This window comes from Caldichromatium japonicum, assembly GCF_011290485.1.
GTDB lineage: Bacteria > Pseudomonadota > Gammaproteobacteria > Chromatiales > Chromatiaceae > Thermochromatium > Thermochromatium japonicum.
Genome location: NZ_CP048029.1, coordinates 270,485 through 295,697, shown reverse-complemented (window position 1 = coordinate 295,697; position 25,213 = coordinate 270,485). Strand labels below are relative to the sequence as shown.

Annotated in this window: 23 protein-coding genes and 1 pseudogene; 8 read left to right on the top strand and 16 right to left on the bottom strand. The window is 60.9% G+C overall.

All coding sequences use genetic code 11. The features are described from left to right. Window positions 1-13 precede the first annotated feature (13 nt). From lptF to GWK36_RS01320, 6 genes are all read right to left on the bottom strand, one after another. Complete coding sequence (lptF, locus tag GWK36_RS01350) at window positions 14-1,198, bottom strand: LPS export ABC transporter permease LptF (RefSeq protein WP_166269415.1); 1,185 nt, start codon at window positions 1,196-1,198, stop codon at window positions 14-16. 533 nt (window positions 1,199-1,731) lie between these two features. Next, entirely contained in the window at window positions 1,732-4,365 is a 2,634-nt protein-coding gene (pepN, locus tag GWK36_RS01340; RefSeq protein ID WP_166269413.1) for an aminopeptidase N, read from the bottom strand. Further along, on the bottom strand, window positions 4,358-4,678 hold the full coding sequence (locus GWK36_RS01335; protein WP_166272332.1) for a transposase: 321 nt from the start codon (window positions 4,676-4,678) through the stop codon (window positions 4,358-4,360). The genes pepN and GWK36_RS01335 overlap by 8 nt, the downstream gene beginning before the upstream one ends. Before the next feature lie 167 nt (window positions 4,679-4,845). Continuing rightward, the gene (locus GWK36_RS01330) at window positions 4,846-5,061 is read right to left on the bottom strand and encodes a hypothetical protein (RefSeq protein WP_166269411.1); all 216 of its coding nucleotides are present in this window, start codon (window positions 5,059-5,061) and stop codon (window positions 4,846-4,848) included. A gap of 144 nt (window positions 5,062-5,205) precedes the next feature. Beyond that, complete coding sequence (locus GWK36_RS01325) at window positions 5,206-6,177, bottom strand: DNA methyltransferase (protein WP_210756823.1); 972 nt, start codon at window positions 6,175-6,177, stop codon at window positions 5,206-5,208. Further along, window positions 6,174-6,908, bottom strand: a complete 735-nt coding sequence (locus GWK36_RS01320) for an SfiI family type II restriction endonuclease (protein ID WP_166269407.1) — start codon at window positions 6,906-6,908, stop codon at window positions 6,174-6,176. Before GWK36_RS01320 ends, GWK36_RS01325 begins: the two co-directional genes overlap by 4 nt. A gap of 197 nt (window positions 6,909-7,105) precedes the next feature. Between GWK36_RS01320 and GWK36_RS01315 the strand changes: the two genes are divergently transcribed. Next, on the top strand, window positions 7,106-7,315 hold the full coding sequence (locus tag GWK36_RS01315) for a hypothetical protein (RefSeq protein WP_166269405.1): 210 nt from the start codon (window positions 7,106-7,108) through the stop codon (window positions 7,313-7,315). Here GWK36_RS01315 and GWK36_RS01310 read toward each other — a convergent pair. Both GWK36_RS01310 and GWK36_RS01305 read right to left on the bottom strand, forming a co-directional pair. Continuing rightward, window positions 7,282-7,668, bottom strand: a complete 387-nt coding sequence (locus GWK36_RS01310; protein WP_166269403.1) for a hypothetical protein — start codon at window positions 7,666-7,668, stop codon at window positions 7,282-7,284. The two genes, GWK36_RS01315 and GWK36_RS01310, sit on opposite strands and share 34 nt — an antisense overlap. Then, a complete protein-coding gene (locus tag GWK36_RS01305; protein ID WP_166269401.1) occupies window positions 7,656-7,904 on the bottom strand; it encodes a hypothetical protein in 249 nt (82 codons plus the stop codon). Before GWK36_RS01305 ends, GWK36_RS01310 begins: the two co-directional genes overlap by 13 nt. Before the next feature lie 244 nt (window positions 7,905-8,148). Between GWK36_RS01305 and GWK36_RS01300 the strand changes: the two genes are divergently transcribed. Further along, window positions 8,149-8,526 (top strand): ABC transporter permease, encoded by a 378-nt coding sequence (locus GWK36_RS01300; RefSeq protein ID WP_343033128.1) that lies wholly within the window; start codon window positions 8,149-8,151, stop codon window positions 8,524-8,526. A gap of 140 nt (window positions 8,527-8,666) precedes the next feature. Here the strand turns inward: GWK36_RS01300 and GWK36_RS01295 are convergent, their stop codons facing one another. The 4 genes from GWK36_RS01295 to GWK36_RS01280 all read right to left on the bottom strand — a co-directional run bounded on the left by GWK36_RS01295 (window position 8,667) and on the right by GWK36_RS01280 (window position 14,014). Continuing rightward, the gene (locus tag GWK36_RS01295; protein WP_166269399.1) at window positions 8,667-9,059 is read right to left on the bottom strand and encodes a septal ring lytic transglycosylase RlpA family protein; all 393 of its coding nucleotides are present in this window, start codon (window positions 9,057-9,059) and stop codon (window positions 8,667-8,669) included. A 147-nt stretch (window positions 9,060-9,206) separates the two neighbouring features. Then, the gene (locus GWK36_RS01290; RefSeq protein WP_166269397.1) at window positions 9,207-11,849 is read right to left on the bottom strand and encodes a glycosyltransferase family 2 protein; all 2,643 of its coding nucleotides are present in this window, start codon (window positions 11,847-11,849) and stop codon (window positions 9,207-9,209) included. After that, a complete protein-coding gene (locus GWK36_RS01285) occupies window positions 11,846-13,447 on the bottom strand; it encodes a glycosyltransferase family 39 protein (RefSeq protein ID WP_166269395.1) in 1,602 nt (533 codons plus the stop codon). The genes GWK36_RS01290 and GWK36_RS01285 overlap by 4 nt, the downstream gene beginning before the upstream one ends. A gap of 60 nt (window positions 13,448-13,507) precedes the next feature. Further along, on the bottom strand, window positions 13,508-14,014 hold the full coding sequence (locus GWK36_RS01280; RefSeq protein ID WP_210756822.1) for a transposase: 507 nt from the start codon (window positions 14,012-14,014) through the stop codon (window positions 13,508-13,510). A gap of 168 nt (window positions 14,015-14,182) precedes the next feature. On the opposite strand from GWK36_RS01280, the gene GWK36_RS01275 reads away from it, so the two are divergent. After that, window positions 14,183-14,518, top strand: a complete 336-nt coding sequence (locus GWK36_RS01275) for a hemerythrin domain-containing protein (protein ID WP_166269394.1) — start codon at window positions 14,183-14,185, stop codon at window positions 14,516-14,518. 166 nt (window positions 14,519-14,684) lie between these two features. Here the strand turns inward: GWK36_RS01275 and GWK36_RS01270 are convergent. After that, window positions 14,685-15,266: pseudogene (locus GWK36_RS01270) on the bottom strand (aldo/keto reductase); the annotation flags it as partial. Window positions 15,267-15,399: 133 nt separating this feature from the next. On the opposite strand from GWK36_RS01270, the gene rpe reads away from it, so the two are divergent. The 3 genes from rpe to trpE are packed head-to-tail and all read left to right on the top strand — an operon-like array spanning window position 15,400 to window position 18,296. Next, window positions 15,400-16,092 (top strand): ribulose-phosphate 3-epimerase, encoded by a 693-nt coding sequence (gene rpe / locus GWK36_RS01265; protein ID WP_166269392.1) that lies wholly within the window; start codon window positions 15,400-15,402, stop codon window positions 16,090-16,092. 18 nt (window positions 16,093-16,110) lie between these two features. Beyond that, on the top strand, window positions 16,111-16,800 hold the full coding sequence (locus tag GWK36_RS01260) for a phosphoglycolate phosphatase (protein ID WP_166269390.1): 690 nt from the start codon (window positions 16,111-16,113) through the stop codon (window positions 16,798-16,800). After that, the gene (trpE, locus tag GWK36_RS01255) at window positions 16,797-18,296 is read left to right on the top strand and encodes an anthranilate synthase component I (protein ID WP_166269388.1); all 1,500 of its coding nucleotides are present in this window, start codon (window positions 16,797-16,799) and stop codon (window positions 18,294-18,296) included. Before GWK36_RS01260 ends, trpE begins: the two co-directional genes overlap by 4 nt. 100 nt (window positions 18,297-18,396) lie before the next feature. On the opposite strand, the gene rimI is transcribed toward trpE, so the two are convergent. Next, entirely contained in the window at window positions 18,397-18,927 is a 531-nt protein-coding gene (gene rimI / locus GWK36_RS01250; protein ID WP_166269386.1) for a ribosomal protein S18-alanine N-acetyltransferase, read from the bottom strand. Between the two features lie 210 nt (window positions 18,928-19,137). Between rimI and nifJ the strand changes: the two genes are divergently transcribed. Further along, entirely contained in the window at window positions 19,138-22,719 is a 3,582-nt protein-coding gene (gene nifJ / locus GWK36_RS01245; protein WP_166269385.1) for a pyruvate:ferredoxin (flavodoxin) oxidoreductase, read from the top strand. 48 nt (window positions 22,720-22,767) lie between these two features. Further along, window positions 22,768-23,784: a dihydroorotate dehydrogenase-like protein gene (locus GWK36_RS01240; RefSeq protein ID WP_166269383.1), complete on the top strand. Its 1,017-nt coding sequence runs from the start codon at window positions 22,768-22,770 to the stop codon at window positions 23,782-23,784. Between the two features lie 228 nt (window positions 23,785-24,012). Here the strand turns inward: GWK36_RS01240 and GWK36_RS01235 are convergent, their stop codons facing one another. Both GWK36_RS01235 and GWK36_RS01230 read right to left on the bottom strand, forming a co-directional pair. Further along, the gene (locus tag GWK36_RS01235; RefSeq protein ID WP_166269382.1) at window positions 24,013-24,579 is read right to left on the bottom strand and encodes a peptidylprolyl isomerase; all 567 of its coding nucleotides are present in this window, start codon (window positions 24,577-24,579) and stop codon (window positions 24,013-24,015) included. Window positions 24,580-24,607: 28 nt separating this feature from the next. After that, the gene (locus GWK36_RS01230) at window positions 24,608-25,030 is read right to left on the bottom strand and encodes a rhodanese-like domain-containing protein (RefSeq protein WP_166269380.1); all 423 of its coding nucleotides are present in this window, start codon (window positions 25,028-25,030) and stop codon (window positions 24,608-24,610) included. Window positions 25,031-25,213 lie beyond the last annotated feature (183 nt).

The following is a 25,213-nucleotide window of genomic DNA, read 5'->3' as shown; positions in this document are numbered from 1 at the left end:
TACCATCAATATGTCAAGACCGAATCCTGTTGACGACCTCCATCCCTTCTTCGCCTCGTGCCGTAGGGCAGGAAGGAGTGATAGTCAACCCCGGCCCTCTCCACAGCCGGCGCTTGAGGTGTGCAAACCAGGAGTGTTCAGGTAAGAGGAGCAGGTGCACGAAGGCTAGTACTGCCGGTTGATACCAAAGGCTGGTCAACCAGAGCGGCGTTATCCCGTTTGCTAGCCAATGTTCGGCGAGCCGCTGGAGATTAAAAAAGCTGAAATAGGCCAGTCCAGCGATGAGGAGACGCCCAGTGGTGCGTTGACGGGGGCTTTGGTCAACCAAGGGGATGGCGACGAAGACCAAGATGATGATTGAGAGCGGAGCGGCGAGCCGATGTTCGAGTTCGACCCGATCGGCGAGCCCTTGCGAGTGGATAAGCTCGGCGGTCGGCAGGGTTACGGGCTTGCTTGTGGCTCGCGCCGCCTGTCTCGATCCCTTGATTCGGAGCTCATAGCGCTCGAAGGTCCCGATCAGATAGGCGCCAGATCCCGCCTGACCGTCAAAGCGCCAACCCTGGTCGAGGGTCACCAGATGATCCCCCATCTCCTCGTCGAGCCGATGCCGGCCACCGCTACTAAAGATCAGACGGGTTTGGTCCCCGCTGCGGTCGAGGACAAAGATGTCCTCCAAGGCGCGCTCGCGATCGATCGCCCCTATATAGACCACGCGCCCCCCACCTGGGGCGATATAAAAGCGCCCTGCCTGGAGCCCGGCGATCTGCGCCGCCTGACCCTTCTGTTGCCAGCGGATCTCTTGGATCCCGGCCGCGGCCTGGGGCTTTAAGACCAGTGCTGCCCAGGCCGTGATCAGGGCCACGGGCAGCGCCAAAAACAACAGGGCGCGATAGAGACGCGGCGTCCCGATACCGCAGGCCTGCAGTGCGATCAGTTCGCTATCGCGCGCCAGACGCGCCAGCCCCATCAAGACCGCCAAAAAGAAGGCCGGCGGCAGGAGGCTTGCGAGATCGCGCCCAAGCTGTAGCCCCAAAAAACGCAAGACCAGATCCGTCCCCAAGGCCCCGACATTGACCTCCTCCAGGGTACGCAAGAACAACAGGCTTCCCAGGATCGCCGTCAGGACCAAGAGGATGGCAGCAAAAAGCTTGGAAGTCTCGGCGAGGAGATAGCGATCGATCAGGGACAGGCCGATCATGCTGGGGCCTGAGGGCTCCTTCTTCTTCCTTAGAGGAAACTTCAGCCCCAACTTTTCCAACTGCGACTTGATTTGCATCTCCCAAAGGCTGGCCGTGCTGAGCAGCAAGACATGTCGAGGATCTTGACAGAAGACCAATGCCTGGCGGGAGAGTTTTCCAGTCTCGCTATCCCACTAGATGAAGGCATGTCCAGAAGTAACTTCATGCATTGCCCGTCCAGAATTCATCAGGCAAGGGCTCATCAAGGTCCGCGCTCCCCCGCATGCAGGCCTGCACTCCGAGCCGAGAAAGGCGCCAAGCGAGCGATAGGCATTGCCCTCTCAGTGAGGATCCATCCGCACCCTAAAGCAAGCTGGGAGACCAATTCTTTAAATGCTCCTGGAAATGCTCCTGGGCCTCTTTAGACCTCGATTTCTTTGCTTAGCGTGCAACATGCCCCATATCGATCTGCTGTGCGTCGGCGGCGCCTTCCCATCAAATCCTTGTAGCCTTCCCTCAACCCCTCATCCATGATAGCCCTGCAACCGCCGAATCATGAACAGGCCTTGGAGACCAGCTCGAAGACATCAGGCGACCGCGCCCCCTGCTTCGAGATGCGCACAAGCTCGGCGCGCATCAGTGCCTGGCGCTGGGGGTCAAACCGCCGCCAGCGGATCAGGGGTTTGAGCAGGCGGGCGGCGAGCTGAGGATTGAGGGGCTCTAGCTGCAAGACCTGATCGGCCAGCAGGCAATAGCCTGCACCGTCCGCGGCATGAAAACAGATTGGGTTGTGCGCAGCGAATGCCCCGATCAGGCTGCGCACCCGATTGGGGTTGCCCGGATCATAGGCCGGATGGTGCAGTAGGGTAACAACGCGCACCAGGGTCTCTCGATGAGGGGCTGTGGCCTGCACCGCGAACCATTTGTCGATAACCAGGGGCTCATGCGACCAGCGCCGGTAAAACTCGGCAAGCGCGGCCTCTGCGTCATCCCCACCCCGCTCGACCAATAGGCGAAGCGCCGCCAGGACATCGGTCAGGTTGCGCCCTTTCCCAAACTGCATCCGGCAGAGTTCAAGGCCCTCGGGATTACCGGCGCGCATGAGATAGGCAAGCGCCAGGTTGTTGAGCGCCCGCCGCCCGACGGCCTCGGGCGTCAAGACTGAGGGATCAGCCTCGGCATTGTCCCGATAGACGGCGATCCAATCCTCCCGCAGATGCCGTCCGAGCTCGGTGCCGAACAGCCGATGGGCGCGGTGGATGCCCTCGACATCGATCACCGCCATCTGCTCGCCGAGCTCTTCCTCGGAAGGCGGGGTCAAGACCTCGGCGATGAGCGCCGGATCGGCCTTTGCGCGCAATGCATGGCGGAAGGCCTCGATGAACTCAGCAGGGAGCGAGGCCTTGGGGTCTGCGACAAGGCGCAACAAGAGATCCTGCATCAGGCCCTGCCCCGCCTCCCAACGGCCAAAGCCATCGGGATCATGGGCCAGCAAGAACAGGCGGTCGGACTCAGTCAAATCGTCCTTGAGCTTGACCGGGGCCGAAAAGCCGCGTAGAAGCGAAGGCACCGGGCGCGCGTCGAGACCCACAAAGACAAAGTGCTGCTCGCTCTCGGTGACCTCCAAGACCCGCGTACCTGCTGCAGGCGGTTCGGGCTCACCGGCCAACCAGACCGGAAGCTCGCGTCCGTCCTCACCCAATAGACCGATCGCCAAGGGGAGATGCAGGGGGTGTTTGACCAGCTGACCCGGGGTTGGGGGAATGAATTGGCGAACATGGAGGGTATAGGTCTGGGCGGTTGGGTCATATCCCCCCCAGATGCTCAGCTCTGGCGTCCCTGCCTGTTCATACCAGCGGCGAAATTGACCAAGGTCCCTGCCGCTTGCCTCTTCCATACAGCGCACGAAGTCCTCGATGGTCACTGCCTGGCCATCATGCCTGGCGAAATAAAGATCCATCCCGCGCCTGAATGACTCAGGCCCGAGAAGGGTCGCCTGCATGCGGATGAGCTCGGCGCCCTTTTCATAGACGGTGGCAGTATAAAAATTATTGATCTCGAGATAGGAGTCGGGTCGCACCGGATGCGCCAAGGGTCCGGCATCCTCGGGGAATTGTTGCGCGCGCAAGAAGCGCACATCGCGGATGCGCTGCACCGAGGGTGAAAAGAGACCTGCAGCAAACTCCTGCTCGCGATAGACGGTGAGCCCCTCCTTCAAGCTCAATTGGAACCAATCGCGGCAGGTGATGCGGTTGCCGGTCCAGTTATGGAAATACTCATGGGCGACGATGGCTGCGATATGGGCAAAGTCCTCATCGGTTGCGGTCTGCGGGCTCGCCAGTACATAGCGGTCGTTGAAGAGATTGAGCCCTTTGTTTTCCATTGCCCCCATGTTGAAGTGGCTGACCGCAACGATCATAAAGACATCGAGATCGTATTCGCGCCCGAAGCGTACCTCATCCCAGCGCATCGCCTGTTTGAGCGATTGCATGGCATGGGCGCAGCGCTCGCCTTTCTGCGGCTCGACATAGATCTGAAGCCGTACCTCCCGCTCGGATGCCGTGACAAACCGGTCCTCGACGCATTCGAGGTCGCCTGCGACCAAGGCGAAGAGATAACAGGGCTTGGGGAAGGGGTCCTCCCAGGTCACCCGATGCCTGCCGTCAGGAAGCTCGGCGCGCTCGATCGGATTGCCGTTGGCGAGAAGCACGGGAAAACGCTTGCGATCGGCGATCAGGGTGGTGCGATAGCGCGCTAGGACATCCGGGCGATCGAGGAAAAAGCTGATCCGCCGAAATCCCTCGGCCTCGCATTGGGTGCAGAGTATGTCCTTGGACTGATACAGTCCTTCGAGCGCTGTGTTGCGCGCTGGATGGATCGCCACGCGGCTATCGAGCCGAAAGCGTTCCGGGACCTGCCAGAGCGTCAGCCCCTGCTCATCGAGCCGATAGGCGTCCGGCGGGAGCGGCTGACCGTCGAGCGCAAGCGCAAGCAGCTCAAGCCCCTCGCCGGCGAGACGCAGGCTGCCGTTGGCCTGCCCTACTGCCGGATTGCGCCTGATGCTTAAACGCGCGCTGACCTCGGTGTGCTCTGGGTCGAGCTCAAAGCACAGCTCGACGGCATCAATGAGAAACTCGGGCGGGCGATAGTCCGCAAGACGAATCAGTTGGGGGCTGGTTTCAGACATGAGACAGCCGCTCTTGACATCCTCCCCGGCCTGAAGGCCGGAGATTCCTACGGTGGCAAGAAGCGACAGCAAGCCGCCTCTGCCGCTTCACTGGGGCTCTAATACCCAGCAGCGCCTGGTTTTGACCGATCGCGGTCGGGCTCTGGTGCAGAAGGTCGCGGCGGGCATTGCCGATGCAGCAATGAATGCGCTGGACACGGGCTTTCGCCTTCTTCCAGTTGTTGCTGAACTTCACTTTGCGCCTCATGGCCTGCTGCGCTTTGCGCAATGCGGGCCCATGCCGCTTGCAGCGGGTGACTCGCGTATAAAACATGCCGTCCGAGAGCGTGGCGAAGCGGGCAATGCCCAGGTCGATTCGTTTGTTCGAGTTTGATCTGTTGTAGAGCGGGATAGCGGAGGCATGGCTCAATCATACATGACAACGACATGAGACGCGGACGGCAGTGCGTTTTTTATTGATCCGAAACCAATGGACTTATATTACGCGGCATCATGGAGCTTGGGATGCTGGAAGTAGCGCATGATGCGTTGGGGGGAATTGAGAAGGCGGCGCAGGTGGCTGACGGTCGCCTTCTTCAGATCGCCCTTGGTGCGGGAGGGCGCCTGCGCGGTGATGGTGGCCTTGAGGTCGGCGTTCATCGCCCCCGCGAACACCTTCCCCACAGCCACCGCCTGCTCAAGCCAGGCCTCAGCCATCCATCACCCCCACATCCGCGCCCGCATCGACGCCATCCGCGCTTGGGACGAGGTGACGCATGGCCGATGATGCCGACCGCGCCCAGGCCGGCCGAAGATGATGCGCGCCGAGAAGATCGAGCGCGTCGCCGAGCAGGCGACGTTCTAGCTGCCGTTTCGCCAGCGCCGACTTTCAAGTCCTTCCTCTAGCAAGTCAGGCTGCTGTATTACGGCCATAAAGGCCTGTTCGGCCATGCGGACGTAGCGCGGCTCCTTGTCGATCCCGGTGAACTTCCTCCCCATTCTGGCCGCAGCCACGCCACTCGTCCCGCTGCCGACGAACGGGTCGAGCACCCAGTCGTCTGGGTCGGTGAGAAGTTGGATGAGACGGCGCGGCAGTTCAAGCGGAAACTTGGCCTCGTGATCGTCGTTGGCGCGCACGGATGGAATAGACCATACTCCGCGCGATCCCCATGCGATCCATTCGTCCTTTGACAGCCGCTCGCGCACCACACGCGTTGGCCCAGGTTTCCAGAAGATATAGATGTGCTCGAACTCATCGACCGCGCGGTAGCTCATGGTGTGCCAGCGACTGTTTTCCCACGCGGCGTCCTTGACCCAGACGCGTCTGTCGTAAAGGTACATTCCAGCTTCCATCGCATATTGCTCGAGTATCCCGCCGACGAGCAGAACGCGCGTCTGAGTCTGATATTTGCCGCCGCGAATGTTGTTTCCCTTGAGGCGACGATCGACTGTTTGTTCGCTGCAGCCAAGAATTGCGGCAATCTCGCGCCGGTTCAGCCCAGGGTTTGCGGCCATGACCTGGAGCACCAGCTCGCGGGTAATATCAGAGCGTTTGCGGCGGGAGACGTTCTCCGCCATCAGGCGCGGCATGGATGGATCAGGAAAACAGAGGATGTCGGCAATATTGACGGCAACGAATCCGCCTGGTTTGATGACCCTGGCGTGCGATGCAAGCGTGCGGCGCAGTAGGCTTTTCCACTGCACGAAGGATTGATCGCGCTCATAGCTTTTGCCGACATGGTATGGTGGCGACCATACAGATAAGGCAATGCTGTCAGGCTCGCAAAAGGTCTCAAGGTCGCGCGCATCCCCGAGAAAAACGCCTTGCTTCATGCTTCGCTCCATTCATCTGTCGTCTTGCCATCCTCGTCGAACACGAACGTCTGCACGCGCCAACGCGCTTTTTGAGCAAGCCTGTTGAACGAGAGTCTGACGCGGAAACTTTCTCCAAGCGACGGCGCATTGCGCCCAGCGATCCAGATTGTGTCTGACTGATCTGGGTTGTATCTCTCCTGCAGCAGACCATTGGGCACGGCGACAAGGGTTAGCGCCAGCAAGCGGTAGGGTGGTCTGTCCTTGCTGTCATTGCCGCTCGCGGCGGCGTAGTGGTAATGCGCCAACAGTGTTGTGGTTAGGTACTCAAACCCAGCGTAAGTCGTAATTTGCGGTATTGCGCCTTGAATATCTGTAGGCGCGCCGCCACGGTGCTGGCGCACCGCCAAGGATGTCTGCGACATCTGTAACGTAGCGCTGTTGCGCGACTTTTCCGCCTTGCTGTCCACAAATAGCGCTTGACGCACAGCGAGGCCTGGGTGGATCACATACCGCGCCTTGCGGTAATCGACGTTGCCGAAAATGCGCTGCTGTATCTGGAACCCACTAAAACGATCCAGCATTTCACGCGTGATGTCCTCTGCGATGTCCTTGGGGTCGTCCTGACTTTGGCGAAAATACTCCCATGCGTCGACAGAAAAGTCACGCGCCGCCAGCCACAGGCTACGCAAACTAGTGCGCTCGATGTCCTCGATATCATCAGAGCGCAGTTGTCCAGGACGTTTTTCCAAACAATTTCACCAGGTGTCTAAAAACGTGGCAGCACACACAGGATCGACCTCATGGAACTGGAGCGCCGGACTCTGCGCCCGATGACGTAAGCCATGTGGCGCGAGGTGTGCTCTCACTTGTGGATTGAGATTTTGCATGATCCTCTATGCAAAATCTTACCAGCTGAAACCATAACGCGCTTGGGACGAGGTGATGCATGGCCGATGATGCCGACCGCGCCCAGGCCGCCATCGACTTGCTGCTCGCTGCGGCCATTCAAGGCGCAAAAAAACCCAGCGGGCCGTGCCCCACCGGGTTCTGCCTTAACTGTGGCGAGCCGCTCAAGGACGGCCTGCGCTGGTGCGACGCAAACTGCCGCGACGACTGGGAGCGCTACCACGCCTTCGGCAACCGCCACCACCAGTGAGACGGCGGGATCGCGGGCGGCTTGCCGGTGGCCTCGTCGACCACCCAGCGGGTCAGCGTATTGGCGACATGCGTCCAGCCAATCGCTGCGCGGAACATGCGATCGAACGCCTTTGGATGCGCGCGAAACTGCGCATCCGCCGCTGCCATCATCGCCAGCGCCTGCGCATCCAGGCGGTCGCGCAAAAACTCCAGCGCCGAGCGCGCCAATAGCACCTCGTGATCGACCACCGCCCAGGCCCAGTCATCCCAGGCCGGGATATTCTCCTCGGCGACGAAATCAAACCACGCCAGCCGCTCCAGGAAGAAGCGGACTTCCTCGTCGAACGGCTCATATGCGGTCACCACGGCCATAACGCCCCCTTAACGATACGCTCAGACTTCGGCTGCACGATGGGCGACACCGAATAGACGGGGTTCTCAATGCCGTCACGGATGTGGTGGGTAATGAACGTCAACCGCTCCAGATTCACCACCCTACGCACCTTGCCGCGGTTGGTCACCGTCGAGATCACCGACAGGCCTTCGCGACGGTGCGTGACGCGAATCTCGGGCGTCTTGCCCGCCAACAGCGCCCGCTTCTCGCCCACCTTGCACCCACCCCCCTTGCCCTTGGGCCCCTTCGCGCCCATAGCCTTTGCAGATGTCGAACACCCCTGCGCCCAACAATCCCCTCTGCGCGCCTATCGCTTCATACGTCCAGCCACGCCGCCGCTCTTCGCGCGCCGCAAACGACAGCAATCTCATGTCTCGTCTTTCCATGCCCACGACATCTGGACAGCTCACTCAATTTCAAAAGCATGTGTTTCTTAATCAATAACTCCCATCGAGTTTTTGCTGGCCCAGGTCCTGTCGCGCCTGTTGGTGGTGCTCGCCGTCAATACCATCGTCTATGCCCTCGCCGATGGGTTGCTCGCCGTCCCGATGCAAGGCGCCTATTGGGTGCTCGGGCTGGTCTATACAGCGAGTGCGCTCTGTCTGATCATCCTAGGGCTCATCGTCGCCGCAAGGCTGCGCAACGAGGAGCTTGCCGATGGGCTTTTAAACCTGATCTCTTGGCCGATGCTTCTCTTTTCAGGGGTGTGGTTCTCCCTAGAGGGCGCCAATCCCATCGCTCAGGGGTTCGCCCAGCTTTTGCCATTGACTCATCTGGTCAATGCGGCGCGGGCGGTGATGCTCGATGGGGCAGGATTTATCGAGGTTTGGCCCTAGGTCATAATCCTCTTGACCTTCGCTGCGGTGTTTTTGGCAGTGGCGGTGCGTCTGTTTCGGTGGGAGTAACGGGTAATGGGCAGATGAGATGGGGGAGGACGGCGGGGCACGGCGGTGCATGCCCCGGTAAAGGTTGTCGATCAGCCGTCCTTGTCGCGCATGGTCAAGACCTTAACGGCGACCCGGGCGGTACCGCGTTCAACGATGCCAAGTTCACGAGCAGCCTGTTTGGAGAGGTCGAGGATGCGACCTCTCACAAAAGGGCCGCGGTCATTGATCCGCACAACGACGCTGCGCCCTGTCTTGGTGTCCGTGACCTGGATCCGGCTGCCGAGCGGTAATGTTTTGTGTGCGGCACTGAGTTGGTTTTTGTTGTATGGCTGACCGCTTGCGGTGCGGCGCCCGTGGAACTTGTCGTGATAGACCGAGGCGATGCCCTGTTGGACATGACCAGATTCGCTTATTTCTGCGCTATTAGTGACCAGTGGCATGATGCCGGTCAGCAATCCAGCAGTCAAAAGCGCCTTCTTCATGTAGCCAACCTCCTGTTTCCAAAGGGGATTTTAGTTGCGTCAAAGAGCAACGAGCCCCCTTCTGATTAAAGGGAGATCTGAGTCTAAGGGAAAACCCTAGAGGGGTAAACCCCAAAAAAGGCGCTTTTCTAGCAGATCGTGTAAAACTCAGAGACCCTGACGCAATACCGGCTGTTTGGCGGTTGTTGCCTCGCCGCATGCCATCTCAGACATAGGGCCAACAAGCACTGCTGGCAGGTGCGTCCAGGCGCTGATCAGCGAGACCAAGACGCTGGCGAGATAGGGGATCGATTGCGCGAGAAGCACCAAGGTCCAGACTTGCACATCGAGCATAAAGGCGTCCTCGCGCTGCATGACCGCATAGGCGGCAAGCATAAAGGCGCAGACCAAAAGTGCCTCCTCACGCACATCCATCAGGGCGCGGATCAGCGCCGACGCCTGGGCGAGCTTGGGCGTGCGAAAGAACCCGAGGCGCTGAGTGAACAGGCCGGCGAGGATGGCGCGAGCGATGGTATGGGAGAGGGCAAGGCCCGCAAGACCCGCAGCGATGCTTTGGCGCAAGCTGGCAGTGACGCGACGCCGGTAGAGCACCAGGGTCTTGATCAGCTTAAAGCCGAATAACACCAAGGGGACGAGGGCAACGCTGAGATAAGGGGGGGACACGGTCTTGGGGGCAAGGGCCATGGCCACCGACCAACCGAGGGCCAGCAGGTTGAATAAGAGATTAAAGCTGTCGGCAAACCAGGACAGCCAGCCGACGATGAAATGATAGCGCTGACCGAGGGTCAGGCGGCTCTTGCGCAGACCCAAGATGGCGTGGCGGTGCTGGATGAGGATGCGCACCGCGCCATAGGCCCAACGATAACGCTGTTTGCAGAAATCGGCAAAGGTATCCGGCATCAACCCCTGACCATAGGTGCAGGGGATATAGAGCGCCTGGTAGCCGGCGGCAAAGACCCTGAGTCCCAGCTCTGCATCCTCGGTGATACACCACTCGGCCCAACCGCCGAGCGACTCCAGGACCTGGCGGCGGATCATGGTCATGGTCCCGTGTTGGATGATGGCATTGCGCTCGTTACGGGTGATCATCCCGATATGGAAGAATCCACGATATTCGGCCAGACACATGGCCTTGAAGGCGCTCTGTCCACCATCGCGATAGTCCTGGGGGGCCTGGACGATGGCGATCTTGGGATCGGCGAAAGCAGGTGCCAGGTGTCGCAGCCACTGCGGGCGGACGATATAGTCGGCATCGATCACGGCCACGACCTTGGCGTCTGGGTCGGTGTGACGCAGGGCAAAGTTGAGCGCCCCCGCCTTGTAACCGGACAGGGGCACGACATGAAAGAACCGAAAGCGCGGCCCAAGACGCGCGCAATAGTCCCTAACCGGCTCCCATACCGCGGGGTCTTGGGTGTTGTTATCGATCACCAGGACCTCGAAAGCCGGATAGTCGAGCGAGGCGAGCCCATCCAGGGTCTCTTTCAGCATCTCGGGCGGCTCGTTATAGGCGGGGAGATGGATGGAGACGAAAGGCAGTGCCTCATCTGGCACCAGGCGCAGGGGAAAGGGCCGGCGCCAGCGGCGCAGCCACAGGGCCTCGGCCCATTCATGCGCCTCGGCCATGAGGAGGACCAGCACCCCTACTCCGCCGAACAGGAGCAAGACCCCGACCAGGGTCGTGGCCGGAGTCATGTATTGGCGCGTGTAGTCATAGACGATCAAGACGGCGGCGGTCGAGATGGCATAGGTGATCAGGGCCAAGAACCCCTTGCCGCTCTTGGATAGGGTCTCGCTATCGCGATAGAGCAGGGTCAAAAGCAACACCCCTATAACCACCGACAGGCCCGCGAGCTCGCGCCATTGTGGGATGCGCACCACAGGCTCGGTGAAGACGAACTTGGGCCGGCGGTTGACGTCATAGACCCCCCAATAGGTCCCTGCTGCGCCTTCGGTCTTGACCTTCCAGGGCTGATCGAAAGCCTCCATGAGGTAATAGACATAGCCCTCGGATTCGGCGATGGCCAAAAAGCGGCGCAGGAAACGTGTCTGATTGGCAAGGGAGGGTTCTGCTCCACGGTTGCGCCGCCCGTTGCTCGGCCAGCCGACCTCACCGATGATGATAGGTTTGTCTGGATAGGCCGTCTTGACCTGGTTGTAGCGATTGATCGCATAATCCACCGCCTGCTCGAAGGGGATCCCCTCCCAGTAAGGCAGGAGGTGCAGGGTGATAAAGTCCACGTGCTCGACGAGCTCTGGGTGTTTGAGCCAGACATGCCAGGGCTCAGCGGTGCTTACCGGGATCTGGGTCAGGCGCCGGATGCGTTCGAGATAATTGATCAGCTCATCGACCCTGACATCGCGCCTGAGGATCGCCTCATTACCCACCATCACCCGCACTACATTGCGATAGCCGCGCGCCAGTACCTGGAGCAGACGCGCAAGCTCGGAGTCATTGGCCTTGCGCTCGGGGCCGATCCAGGCGCCGAGCGTCACATTGAGTCGATGTTGCGCGGCCAGGCGGGGGATCTCGGCAAGCGGGCCATCGACGCTGTATGAACGCACCGCATGGGCGCGCCCCTCGAGCAGGGCGAGGTCCGCATCAATCTCCTCGAGTGTCGGATAGCGTCTCAAGGTTGGGTTCTGACCTGAGCGCATCGGCGAGAAGGCGAATCCCTGGATGCGCGTCGGCCAAGGGGGTTCCTCCTTGGGCCGATTGAGTATCCACCAGGCAGAAACGGTGAGCGCAGCGATCAAGAGGGGAATGATGAGATCGGCGAGGCGGTTCATGGACGAGCTCTGGAGGGCAAAGGGGGCAGCGGCGCATCGTTCAACCGCGATTCGACGATCTGCCATTGCCAGGTGCCGACGAGAGGACGCAGCCGATAGGTGCTGAGGGCAAGGCGCAGGTGTTCCGAAGGGGTCAGGACGACCACAGGCCAATGACCTGCCAGCGATGGCAGCTGGGCGCCGGCGGGCGGCTCGCCCCAGAGCCGGACCTGGGAGGCGAGATGATAGCTCAGGGCGATGAGTTCGCCGGCGCTGACCCCATGGATGCTGGCCAAGACCAAAGGGCGTTCGCCGGCATTGAGGATCTGGGCGAGGGCAGCGTTTTGGGCGCTGAAGTGCTTGTTCGACCAGCCCTCGGCCTGTTTGATGCGGACCTGAGAGACCATCCCCAAACCCAGCAGACCGACCAGGGCGATCGCCCCCCAGCGCCGCACCTGGAAATCTCCAGACTGCAACGCCTGCCCGATCCACCAGGCGATCATGAGCTCGAGGGCGAGCATGGACGGCAAGGCATAGCGCACATGTTGCGAGCGGCTGCCGCCGCATAAAAGATCTGGGCCCAAGACCAGAGCAACATGCGCCAGGGCAAGCCCCAGGATCAACCAGGCCGCAGGTCTGGGCGCGCTGTGCCTAAACCGCCAGGCCATCCAGCCGAGCGGCAGCAATATCCACCACCAGAGCGGCTCTGGGCTGGGCTTCAGGTCCACAAAGGCCGCAGCGAGATGATCGGCCCAAGCGCAAGCGATCTCATTTATACCAATCGGCCGCTGCATCCAATCGGTAAAGGAGCGAACCTGCTCCTGGTTGAGGATCAGTACCCCAACCCAGGGCAAAAAGGCGGTGGAGGCTACAGCAACGGCCACAATAAAGGTGATGAGCCGCCCATCCCTTAACCCACCCCCTGACCAGCTCATGCTGAGCACCCAGACCCCTTGGACAACGATCAGGACGGCAAAGAGCAGATGGCTATAGAGCCCAGCGAGCGCGCTCAGGGCATAGAGTGACCAATCCCAGAGTCGGTTGTGGTGCAAAGCCCTGACCAGTGCCAGACATGAGAGCGTCAACAACAACAGCCACAGGCTGTATTGGCGCGCCTCCTGGGCATAGAGCAGATGCAGGGGCGAACAGGCCACGAGCGCCGCGGCGATCCAGGGGAGGGGACCGCGGCCAAAGAGGGCCCGCATCAGGGCATAGACCGCAGGGATCAGGAGCACCCCGAAACAGGCGGCAAGCCCGCGCAGGGATAGGATGGGTGCGACGGGCAGAGCGACCGCCAGCCTGCCCAGGAGATAATATAGGAGCGCGTGTTCGGGGTGTTCGGCAAATGCAGCGAGCGACTCACGCCAGCCGTGATCCGGTGAGGGGTGCTGGAGGCTTAGGACCTCTTCGGGCGTTAAGGGCTTGCCAGAAAACAGGGTTGTTTGGATCTCGGCGACCGCATAGCCCAGGACCCGCGCGACGCTGAAGACCTCGTCGTGCCAGACGAGCAGCTGGTCGAGGCCGGTCAGACGCGACCACAGCAGCCACACCCCAAGCACCGCGGCTGCGCCCAGGCTGAGAGGTCTCAGCAGCGGCTTAGAGGAGTGAGACAGGTCCATGAGGGTCGATGGCGAGCGGATGCCTACTGGTTTTATTGATCCGAAACCAATGAACTTATATTACGCGGCATCATGGAGCTTGGGATGCTGGAAGTAGCGCATGATGCGTTGGGGAGAATTGAGAAGGCGGCGCAGGTGGCTGACGGTCGCCTTCTTCAGATCGCCCTTGGTGCGGGAGGGCGCCTGCGCGGTGATGATGGCCTTGAGCATCTCGTTGGGGTTCAGTGCCGGGCTGTAGGGGGGGAGGGAGGAGGCCTCGATTTGATTGGCGCATGCAGCCAGCCAGGCCTTGACCGGCTTGGTGTGATGCACGCGCAGGTTGTCGAGGATGAGGAAGATCTTCTTGCCCCTGGCGTCCTTGACGAGCCGCTTCATGAAGTCGATCAGGATGTCGGCGTTCATCGCCCCCGCGAACGCCTTCCGACGCACCTTGCCGCGGTTGGTCAGCGTCGAGATCACCGACAGGCCTTCGCGACGGTGCGTGATGCGAATCTCGGGCGTCTTGATCGCCGGCGCATAAGAGCGCCCGCTTCTCGTCCTTGAGCCCTTGGGCCCCTTCGCGCCCATAGCGTTTGCAGATGTCGAACACCCCTGCGCCCAACAATCCCCTCTGCGCGCCTATCGCTTCATACCTCCAGCCACGCCGCCGCTCTTCGCGCGCCGCAAACGGCAGCAATCTCATGTCTCGTCTTTCCATGCCCACGACATCAGGACAGCTCACTCAATTTCAAAAGCATGTGTTTCTTATCAAGAATCAACCAGCTCGCTGCCGCCCAGCTGATCGGCAATCGCAGCATCATCGGCGAGGTGCTCGATGAACTCCTCGACTATGCCCAGGGTCATTTCCAGCACGAGGAGGAGTTTATGCGGCGCACGGGCTTTGTCGCCTATGAGAGACATTATGGGATCCATCAACGATTTGAGGGCTGGCTCAGTCAGGTACATTGGCAATATCTCAAGGGATTGCGCCAAGACCTTTCTGAAGAATTACTGAAATACCTCAATGGCTGGCTAATCACACATATCCTCGACGAGGATCTGGCCTGTCGCCTAGAGGGGGCCAGGACCTAGGCCTATAGGCGTCGAACAGCCCCCCGGTGACCCCTGACCGAGCGGGCAGATGCTGGGCCTTAAGCCCTTCGCCAGGAGGGGTTCCACCCCTGGCCCCCGCCTCACCCGCGCCGCCGCGGGCGCTGTCCTCGGTGTCTATCACCACCGACTGTCCAGCGGCACAGCCCTAAGGCGCCGGATTGGGCTGTTTGGTGTGAATCGTCTCGATGCCGGCGATCACCGCATCATCGAGCCTGAGATCCAGGCTGCCGATGTTGCTCTTGAGCTGCTCGAGCGTGGTCGCACCGATGATGGTCGAGGTGACAAAGGGGCGGCTGTTTACCCAGGCGAGGGCCATCTGCGCCGGATCTAACCCATGCAGCCTCGCCAAGGCGACATATTCGGCAGTCGCGCGCTCGGCCTCGCCGTTGAGATAGCGGCTGAAACGCTCAAATCGGGTGATCCGCGCCCCGGGTGGGCGTTGTCCATTGAGATACTTTCCCGAGAGGACGCCAAAGCCCAAGGGCGAATAGGCCAAGAGCCCGCATTGTTCGCGGATGGCGATCTCGGCCAAGCCGATCTCGAAGGTGCGGTTGAGCAGGTTATAGGGGTTTTGAATACTCACCACGCGCGGCAGATTGTGTTGTTCAGCCAGCGCCAGATAGCGCATCAGACCCCAGGGTGTCTCGTTGGAAACCCCCACCATGCGGATCTTGCCCGCCTTGACCAGGTCGCCGAGCACCTCGAGAGTCTCCCACAGCGACACGCTATAAGAACCGCCGGAAAGTCTGTGAAAAATACCGGCGCATCGGTTAGAGTTAACCGCCTTTAGGCTTTACTTTTGATATCCATATCAGGCGGGTCTTAAGCCATCCGCCCGGCTCGATCCGCAGGAGACCGTTATGCTCCCCGATCTCATCGCCCCCTCGATCCTGTCGGCAAACTTCGCCAAACTCGGCGAGGAGGTGGCCAATGTCCTGGCTGCCGGCGCCGACATCGTCCATTTCGATGTCATGGACAATCACTATGTCCCGAATCTGACCATCGGTCCTTTAGTCTGCGAGGCGCTGCGCAAGCATGGGGTAACGGCGCCCATCGATGTGCATCTGATGGTCAAGCCGGTGGATCGCATCATCCCTGACTTCGCCAAGGCGGGCGCGACCTATATCACCTTCCACCCCGAGGCGAGCGAGCATATCGACCGCACCCTGCAGTTGATCCGGGACTCGGGCTGCAAGGCGGGGCTGGTGTTCAATCCTGCCACCCCCTTGGTCTATCTGGACTATGTGCTCGACAAGCTGGACATGATCCTCCTGATGTCGGTGAACCCCGGCTTCGGCGGTCAGAGTTTTATCCCCTCGGCGCTCGACAAGCTGCGCGAGGTGCGCGAGATCATCGATGACTCCGGGCTTGAGATCCGCCTGGAGATCGACGGCGGGGTCAAGGTCGAGAACATCGCCGAGATCAAGGCGGCGGGGGCCGATACCTTTGTCTCGGGCTCTGGGATCTTCGGTTTTGGGCGCGATTCGGATCCGCATTGCTACGACACCATCATCGCCGAGATGCGCCGGGCGCTGGCCAGCGTCGAGCGCTAGGACGCTAGGAGTCCGACCATGCTGTTTGCCCCGCGGATGGTCTTGATCGACCTCGATGGGACCTTGGTCGATAGTGTCCCCGACCTTGCCGAATGCGTCGATGCCATGCTGGCGCGGCTTGGGCGACCGCCGCACGGCGAGGCCAAGGTCCGCCAGTGGGTGGGAAACGGGGTCGAGCGTCTGGTGCGCCGCGCCCTCGTCGGTCAGCTCGAGGGCGAGCCCCAGGCATCCGAGTTTGAGCGCGCCTATCCGATCTTCCTGGAGCTCTATGCCGCAAACACCTGTACGCATTCCAAGCTTTATCCAGGCGTACGTGAGGGACTCGAGTTTCTCAAGGCGGCCGGCTATCCGCTCGGCTGTGTGACCAACAAAGCGGAGCGCTTCACCAAGCCGTTGCTGAAACAGCTCGGGGTCTATGACTATTTTGGGATCGTGATCAGCGGCGATACCCTCCCCCGCCAGAAGCCCGATCCCCTCCCCTTGCTCCATGCCGCCCAGCACTTTGGGGTAAGGCCGCAGGATGCACTGATGATCGGCGACTCGATTAGCGATGTGCAGGCCGCGCGCGCCACGGGCTTTGCGATCATCTGCGTGAGCTATGGCTATAACCATGGTCGCGACATCCACGAGGCGCAGCCGGATGCGGTGATCGACTCATTCAGCGAGCTGCCAGACCTCTTGGCCGCTCCCTGCCGGAGCACCCCATGACGCCCCAGAGTTTTCAGGCCCTGGCCGCTGCGGGTTACAACCGCATCCCCCTCGCTTGCGAGGTCCTGGCCGACCTCGAGACCCCGTTGAGCGTCTATCTCAAACTCGCCCGAGGCCCCTATTCCTATCTACTCGAATCGGTCCAGGGCGGGGAGAAATGGGGGCGCTATTCGATCATCGGTCTGCCGGCGCGTACGATCATCAAGATCTGGGGCCAGCGCGTGGTCGTGGAACGCGAGGGGCAGGCGATCGAGGAGACCGAGACTGCCGACCCGCTTGCCTGGATCGAGTCCTTCCAGGCCCGCTTCCAGGTCGCCGAGGTCGAGGGCCTGCCGCGCTTTACCGGTGGCTTGGTCGGCTATTTCGGCTATGACACCATCCGCTATATCGAGCCGCGCCTGGCCCGCTGGACCAAGCCGGACCCCATCGGCACGCCGGACATCCTGCTGATGGTCTCGGATGAGGTGGTGGTCTTCGATAACCTCAGCGGGCGCCTTTATCTCATCCTGCATCTCGATCCCACCGCCGGCGATACCCTCGAGATCGGCGAGGCGCGCCTCCAGCAACTGGGCGCGCGCATGCATAAGTCCCTGCCCGAGCTGCCGGCAGTCAGGCCGCGCGCGATTGATGAATCGCATTTCGTTTCGGGGTTCACCGAGGCGGGGTTCAAGGGGGCAGTCGAGCGGATCAAGAACTACATCTTAGCGGGCGACTGCATGCAGGTGGTTCTCTCGCAGCGCCTCTCGATCCCCTTTGCGGCGCCGCCCTTGGATCTCTACCGGGCGCTGCGGGGCATGAATCCCTCGCCCTATATGTATTTCCTGGATCTAGCCAATTTTCAGATCGTCGGGTCATCCCCCGAGATCCTGGTACGTCTCGAGGACGGTTTAATCACAGTGCGACCCATCGCCGGCACCCGCCGGCGCGGACACACCGAGGAGGAGGATCGGGCCCTGGAGTCCGAGCTGTTATCCGACCCCAAGGAGATCGCCGAACATCTGATGCTGATCGACCTCGGGCGCAACGACATCGGGCGGGTCGCCGAGATCGGGAGCGTTCAGGTCACCGACCGGATGATCGTTGAGCGTTATTCGCATGTGATGCATATCGTCTCGAACGTCGTAGGGCAGCTCAAGGAGGGTCTGAGCGCGATCGATGTTCTGCGCGCCACCTTCCCCGCCGGCACCGTCTCGGGCGCTCCCAAGATCCGCGCCATGGAGATCATCGACGAGCTCGAACCGGTCAAGCGGGGGATCTATTCGGGCGCTGTGGGGTATCTCGCCTGGAACGGCAATATGGACACCGCCATTGCCATCCGTACCGCAGTGATTCGCCAGGGGCAGCTCCATATCCAGGCGGGGGCAGGTATCGTCGCCGACTCGATCCCCGAGCTCGAATGGAAGGAGACCATGAACAAGGGCCGCGCCATCTTTCGCGCTGTCGCCGCCGCCGAGATGGGTGTCGAGCGCTATGGCTGTGGTCTCAAGCGGGCGTAGCGCCCGATCCTTCATTCAAAAGGCTACGCACTGCGTACCCCGCAGGGCCTTCATCCTTCATCGGCAAGGCAGGTCACCCCTAGGGTGTGCGAGGCGCACCCTAAGGGTATGTTTGCCCTTTGCCCCCCTCTTCCTCGGTGAGAAGGGAAGGGACTGAGGGAGAGCCCGTGAGTTCTAACGCCATCACCATGGCATCCTCACGCCCTTGGGCTGCCGGATAATAGCCCCGCCTTAAAGCCATCTCGCAGAACCCCTCTGAGCGATAGAGGGCGAGCGCGATGCTGTTTGAGACCCGCACCTCGAGGAATGCGGTCTTGGCACCGTGCTGACGTGCAACCTGAAGAAGATGATGCAGCAGCGAACGTCCGATCCCCCGCCCCTGCCACTGGGGATGGACACAAAGGTTGAAGATCTGACACTCACCGACGGCGATCCCCATCACCGCATGGGCAACGATCGCCGCCGATAGCTCACCGACCCAACAGCTATAATCGACCTTTAGACAATCGCTGAAGATCTGCCGGCTCCAGGGGAAGGCATAGGCCGCCTCTTCCACCGCAAGCACGCACTCCAGGTCAGCCTCGGTCATCGGGCGCAGGCGCAAACTCAGGGTCTTGGTCGATAGGCTCATGGGTCTTTTATCCGGCGTAGGGTACGCACCGCGTCCTCTGCTGAATTCGCGGCTTTTCCCTCCGTAGGGTATGCATCGCATACCTTACCCGTGGGCATGCCCCACTATCGGTCGAATTGTCACCAACAGACGCGGCTTTCGGTCTATAGTGTGCATTTAAGCGCACAAGATCATCCACCTATCCCGTTTGATCAGCCGATGGAAAAACCGATGTCGCAGCACAACCGCATCACCCTCGACGGCAACGAGGCCGCCGCGCAGATCGCCTATCTGAGCAATGAGGTCATCGCCATCTATCCCATTACGCCCTCATCGAACATGGGCGAATGGGCCGATGAATGGGCCTCGCTCGGGCGCCCGAATCTCTGGGGTACGGTCCCCGAGGTCATCGAGATGCAAAGCGAGGGCGGGGCGGCGGGCGCTATCCACGGTGCGCTCCAGGGCGGTTCCTTGGCGACCACCTTCACCGCCTCCCAAGGGCTGCTTCTGATGATCCCCAATATGTACAAGATCGCGGGCGAACTGACCCCAACGGTTTTTCATATCTCGGCGCGGGCGCTGGCTGCTCAGGCCCTATCGATCTTCGGGGATCATTCAGACGTCATGACCTGCCGCGCCACCGGATTTGCGCTGCTGTGCAGCGGCTCGGTGCAAGAGGTCATGGACCTTGCCCTGATCGCTCAGGCAGCAACCTTAGAGAGCCGAGTGCCCTTCTTGCATTTCTTCGACGGCTTTCGCACCTCGCATGAGGTCAACACCATCGAGCGCGTCTCGGAGGAGATCATCCGTGCCCTGATCGACGAGGAGCGGATCCATGAACATCGCGCCCGCGCTCTCAGCCCCGATCGGCCCAAGCTGCGCGGGACGGCGCAAAACCCCGACGTCTATTTCCAGGGTCGCGAGACGGTCAATCCCTATTATGCCGCCGTACCTGGGATCGTTCAGTCGGTCATGGACCGCTTCGCCAAGCTGACCAGGCGCCAATACCGGCTATTCGACTATGTCGGCACCCCGGATGCCGAGCGGGTGATCGTCTTGATGGGCTCGGGGACGGGTGCCGCCGAGGAGACGGTGGAGCATCTGATCGCCCGCGGGGAAAAGGTGGGCTTAATCAAGGTACGGTTGTTTAGGCCCTTCGCCCCTGCTGCGCTCATCGCTATCCTGCCACCGACCGCCAGCCGCATCGCAGTGCTCGATCGCACCAAGGAGCCGGGCGCAGATGGCGAGCCGCTCTATAAGGATGTCACAACCGCCCTGGCGCGCGCCTTCTCCGAGGGCCAAATCGCCCAATTGCCGCGCATCAGCGGCGGGCGCTATGGGCTCGGCTCCAAGGAGTTCACGCCGGCCATGGTCAAGGCGGTATTCGACGAGCTCAAACAGGCGCAACCCCAAAACCCCTTCACTGTCGGGATCATCGATGACGTGACGCACACCAGTCTCGCCTGGGATCCGGATTTCAAGGTCGATGCGCTCAAGGACGTCACCGCCTGTGTGTTCTATGGCCTAGGCTCGGACGGGACGGTCTCGGCAAACAAGAACTCGATCAAGATCATCGCCGAGGAGACGGGGCAATACGGCCAGGGCTATTTCGAGTATGACTCGAAGAAGGCCGGCGCCATGACGGTCAGCCATTTGCGCTTCGGCCCCAAGCCGATCCAGAGTACCTATCTCATCGGCGACAACGAGGCCGATTTCGTCGCCTGTCACCAGCCGGTCTTCGTCAAGCGCTATGACATGCTGGACAAGGCCAAGCCAGGCGGGGTGTTTTTATTGAATTCACCCACCCCCCCCGATCGGGTCTGGGACGATCTACCGGCACGGATGCAGCGCACCATCATCGACAAGAAATTGCGCTTTTATGTCATCGATGCCTATGGGATCGCGGCAGCCGCCGGCATGGGGCGACGGATCAATACCATCATGCAGACCTGTTTCTTTGCCATCTCCGGCATCCTGCCGCGCGATGAGGCGATCGCCCACATCAAACAGGCGGTGGAAAAGACCTATGGCAAAAAGGGCCAGGCCCTGGTCGAGCGCAACTTCAACGCGATCGATGCAGCACTCGCGGGACTCTACGAGGTCAGGGTCCCCGACCAGGTCACCAGTACCTTCGATCGCCCGCCAGTGGTATCCGAGGATGCGCCCGAGTTCGTGCAGCGGGTGACCGCAGTGCTCATGTCCGGGCATGGCAACAGCCTCCCCGTCAGCCTGATGCCGGCGGATGGGACCTGGCCGACGGGGACGGCGCGTTTTGAAAAGCGCCAGCTCGCCCTGCAACTGCCCCTGTGGGACGCCGAGCTGTGCTCGCAATGCGGCAAGTGCCCACTGGTCTGTCCGCATGCGGCGATCCGCGTCAAGGTCTATCCCGCCGAACTCCTCGCTGATGCCCCGCCCGGGTTTAAACATACCCCCATCAAAGGCAAGGACTTCCCCGCTGGCTATCACATCAGCTATCAGGTCGCGCCGGACGACTGCACCGGCTGTGGTCTGTGCGCCGAGGTCTGTCCGATCCGCGACCGCACCAACCCCGCGCACAAGGCACTCGACATGATGCCCGCCGCCGATCTCCAAGAGGCCGAACGCCCCTGCTGGGAGTTCTTCCTGCGGTTGCCCGACTATGACCGCCGTCAGCTCGACCCGACCAAGGTCAAGCACGCCATGCTGATGCAGCCGCTGTTTGAGTTTTCCGGGGCCTGTGTCGGCTGCGGCGAGACGCCCTATATCAAGCTTGCGACCCAGCTTTTCGGCGATCGCATGATCATCGCCAATGCCACGGGCTGTTCGTCGATCTATGGCGGCAACCTCCCCACCACGCCCTATACCTTCAACGCCGAAGGGCGCGGTCCGAGCTGGAACAACTCTCTCTTCGAGGACAATGCTGAATTCGGCCTGGGGATCCGGCTGGCGATCGACAGCCAGCGCGCTCAGGCGCGCGAGCTGGTCCGAAGACTGGCCAGCCAGATCGGCGAAGATCTGGCGGAGGGTCTGCTGAACGCCGATCAAACCACCGAGGCAGGGATCGATGAACAACGCGCGCGGGTAGCCGCGCTTAAGACCAAGCTCGCCACCCTGGACTCAGATGAGGCACGCGCCTTGTTTGCCCTCGCCGACCAACTGGTCCGGCGCAGCATCTGGATCATTGGTGGCGATGGCTGGGCATACGACATCGGCTATGGCGGTCTAGATCATGTTTTGGCCAGCGGGCGGGATGTCAATCTCCTCGTCTTGGACACCGAGGTCTATTCAAACACCGGCGGCCAGCGCTCCAAGGCCACGCCCCTAGGCGCCGTCGCCAAGTTTGCCGCCGGCGGCAAGCCGACCTTCAAAAAGGACCTCGCCATGATGGCCATAGCCTATGAGAACGTCTATGTCGCCCAGGTCGCCTTTGGCGCCAAAGATATCCAGACCGTGCGTGCATTCTTGGAGGCCGAGTCCTATGAGGGGCCCTCGCTCATCATCGCCTATGCACCCTGTATCGCCCATGGGGTGGACCTTGCCAACAACCTGCGTCAGCAAGAGCTGGCGATCAATTCAGGGCACTGGCCGTTGCTGCGCTATGACCCGCGCCGGCCTGCGCGCGGCGAGAATCCGTTGAGCATCGACAGCAAGGCCCCCAGCATCCCCTATCGGGACTTTGCAAACACCGAGACGCGCTTTAGTGTCCTGTCCCAGACCCATCCAGATGCGGCCGAGCGTTTCTTAAAGCTCGCCCAAAGACACGTCGAGACGCGCTTTGCCCTCTATGAGCAGCTCGCGCATCTTGCGGTCCAAAAGGGCTCGATAGCCAGTTGAGATTGTTCGCGTTCGGGGTGCTGTTCAGGTCAACGGAGGTTTCAAGCCATGCGCCTAAAGACAAGCTATCTCGGGATGACGCTGAAAAATCCCCTGGTCCCCTCGGCCTCACCGTTGTCGCGCAGCCTCAGTACGGCGCGCGAGCTCGAGGACAACGGGGCAGCGGCCATCATCATGTATTCGCTGTTTGAAGAGGCGATCACTGCCGAGACCGAGACTTTGGCCCGGTTTTTACACCATCAAGAGACGGGGTTTGCCGAATCGGCCGAGGGCTTTTTGCCCGATCATCATGACTTTGAGAATGGACTTGGGCGCTATCTCGAACAGTTGCGGCGCCTCAAAGAGAGCCTGGACATCCCGGTGATCGCGAGCCTCAATGGGGTAAGCTTAAGCGGCTGGATCAAACATGCGCGCGAGCTCGAACAGGCGGGCGCAGATGCCATCGAGCTCAATGTCTATTACATCGCTGCCGACCTCAACCAAAGTGGCGAACAGGTCGAGCAGCGGTATCTGGATCTATTGCAGGAACTGCGCAGTCAGATCCGCATCCCAATCAACATGAAGCTCTCGGCAAGCTTTAGCTCGCTCGGCCATTTCATCAAGCGCCTGGCCGAGGCAGGGGTCGATGGGGTCTCGCTCTTTAACCGCTTCTATCAGCCGGATATCCATATCGACAGCCTAAGGCTGCATGCGAAGCTTCAGCCCTCGACCTCGGCGGATGCGCTCTTGTGCATGCGCTGGATCGCCCTACTCTATGGCCGCATCCCTCATCTTTCGCTCGGTGCGACCGGCGGGGTCCACACGCCCGAGGATGCGATCAAGTTCCTGCTCGCCGGCGCCGATGTGGTGCATCTCTGTAGCGTCCTGTTGCAAAAGGGGCCGGCATATCTCAGCCTCATCCTCCGCGGGATCGAGGATTGGATGGAGGAGCAGGGGTTTGAGTCGATCGAAGACTTCCGCGGACGGGTGAGCGCCCTAAGCGTCCCTAACCCCGCGGAGTTTGAACGCACCAATTACATCCAGGTGCTCGATAGCTATAGCCCAGCCCCCGGCGTGATGATCTAAGGACTGATCCATTCGCAGCCACTGCCCGGTCCCTCCGCATCCCACCGATATTTCTGGATTCCGGCTTGCGCCGGAATGAGGATTGATCGGTAGGAGGCAACTGCAAGGTTGCCCAAGATAATCGATCATGCGTGGGCATGATGTACCCACCCTACACCCATAGGGTGCGCGGTGCGCACCCTATGTCGCTTTCGTTAGAACGACGATAAGTAGTATTCAGTATTTACCCTAAAGCTGATGGCAGCGCTCGAGCCGGACAGAAAGCTGGGTGCGGCCTGAACGAGTGCCCTGCTGTTCCATCGCCTGCACCACCTCCATCCCCGAGACGACCCTACCGAAAACCACATGCTGACCATCGAGCCAGGGGGTCGGGGTGACCGTGATAAAGAACTGCGAGCCGTTGGTATTGGGGCCGGCGTTGGCCATCGACAGAATGCCGGCGGCATCGTGTTTGAGCTCGAGGTTCTCATCGGGGAAGGTCTCGCCATAGATCGACCGACCGCCCGTACCATCGCCGCGGGTGATGTCACCGCCCTGGATCATGAAGCCAGGGATGATGCGATGGAAAGGACTGCCGGCATAGATCAGGCCCTCAGGGTTGTCGCCGGTGCAGATGGCCCGGAAGTTCTCAGCGGTCTTGGGGACGCGGTCGGCAAAGAGTTCCAACACCACTGTCCCTGCGGGCTTGCCATCGATGCTGACCTCAAGCGCCACCTGGGGATTGGCGGCCTGAGCATGGATGGCGGCTGCGTTCAAACATAGGGCGCCAAAGAGTCCGAGGGTTTTATATTGCATCTCTTTATGCTCTCAATGGGTCTGAGGTTCATTGCTTTTCGATCGGCAATCCACGCCGCAACCAACCAGGGCCGGCACGGCTTCCAGCCATCCCCTCGGGGATGTCATAGATCTGACTGAATCCCAGCCTCTGAAGCTGCTGGACGACATAGCCACTGCGGTTGCCGGTGCGACAGATGAGGGCAATCGGCGCGGATTTGTCCCCTTTGATCAGCTCAAGCAAGCGGTCGAGGAACCGCGGGTCGGTCATGTCGAGGCGCTTGGCGCCTACTGGGACGCCGGTCTCGCGCCATTCTGGCGGGGTGCGGATGTCGATCAAGGTCAGCTCGCCGGCGCGTGCTTTGGCAAGCGCCTCATCCGGGCTCAAGACAAGATCAGCGGCCTGGACGAGGTTCAGACCTATCAGTCCGACAACAAGCGCAATCAGTTGGGAAGAGAGTCGATCTAACATGGATAGCTAGTAGTGAGTGATTGGTAGTGAGTCATCAGTGAGGGTAGAAAGAGATCTTCAGGATCCAGGTGAATCCTGGACCTCGCCAGGAGCGGTTGGCTGGCTTCATGAGAGATGAAGCCTCGGTCGGGAGACAGTGATTCCGCCGCCAAAAGCCCAGCTCCTCGCATCCTATCGATGTTT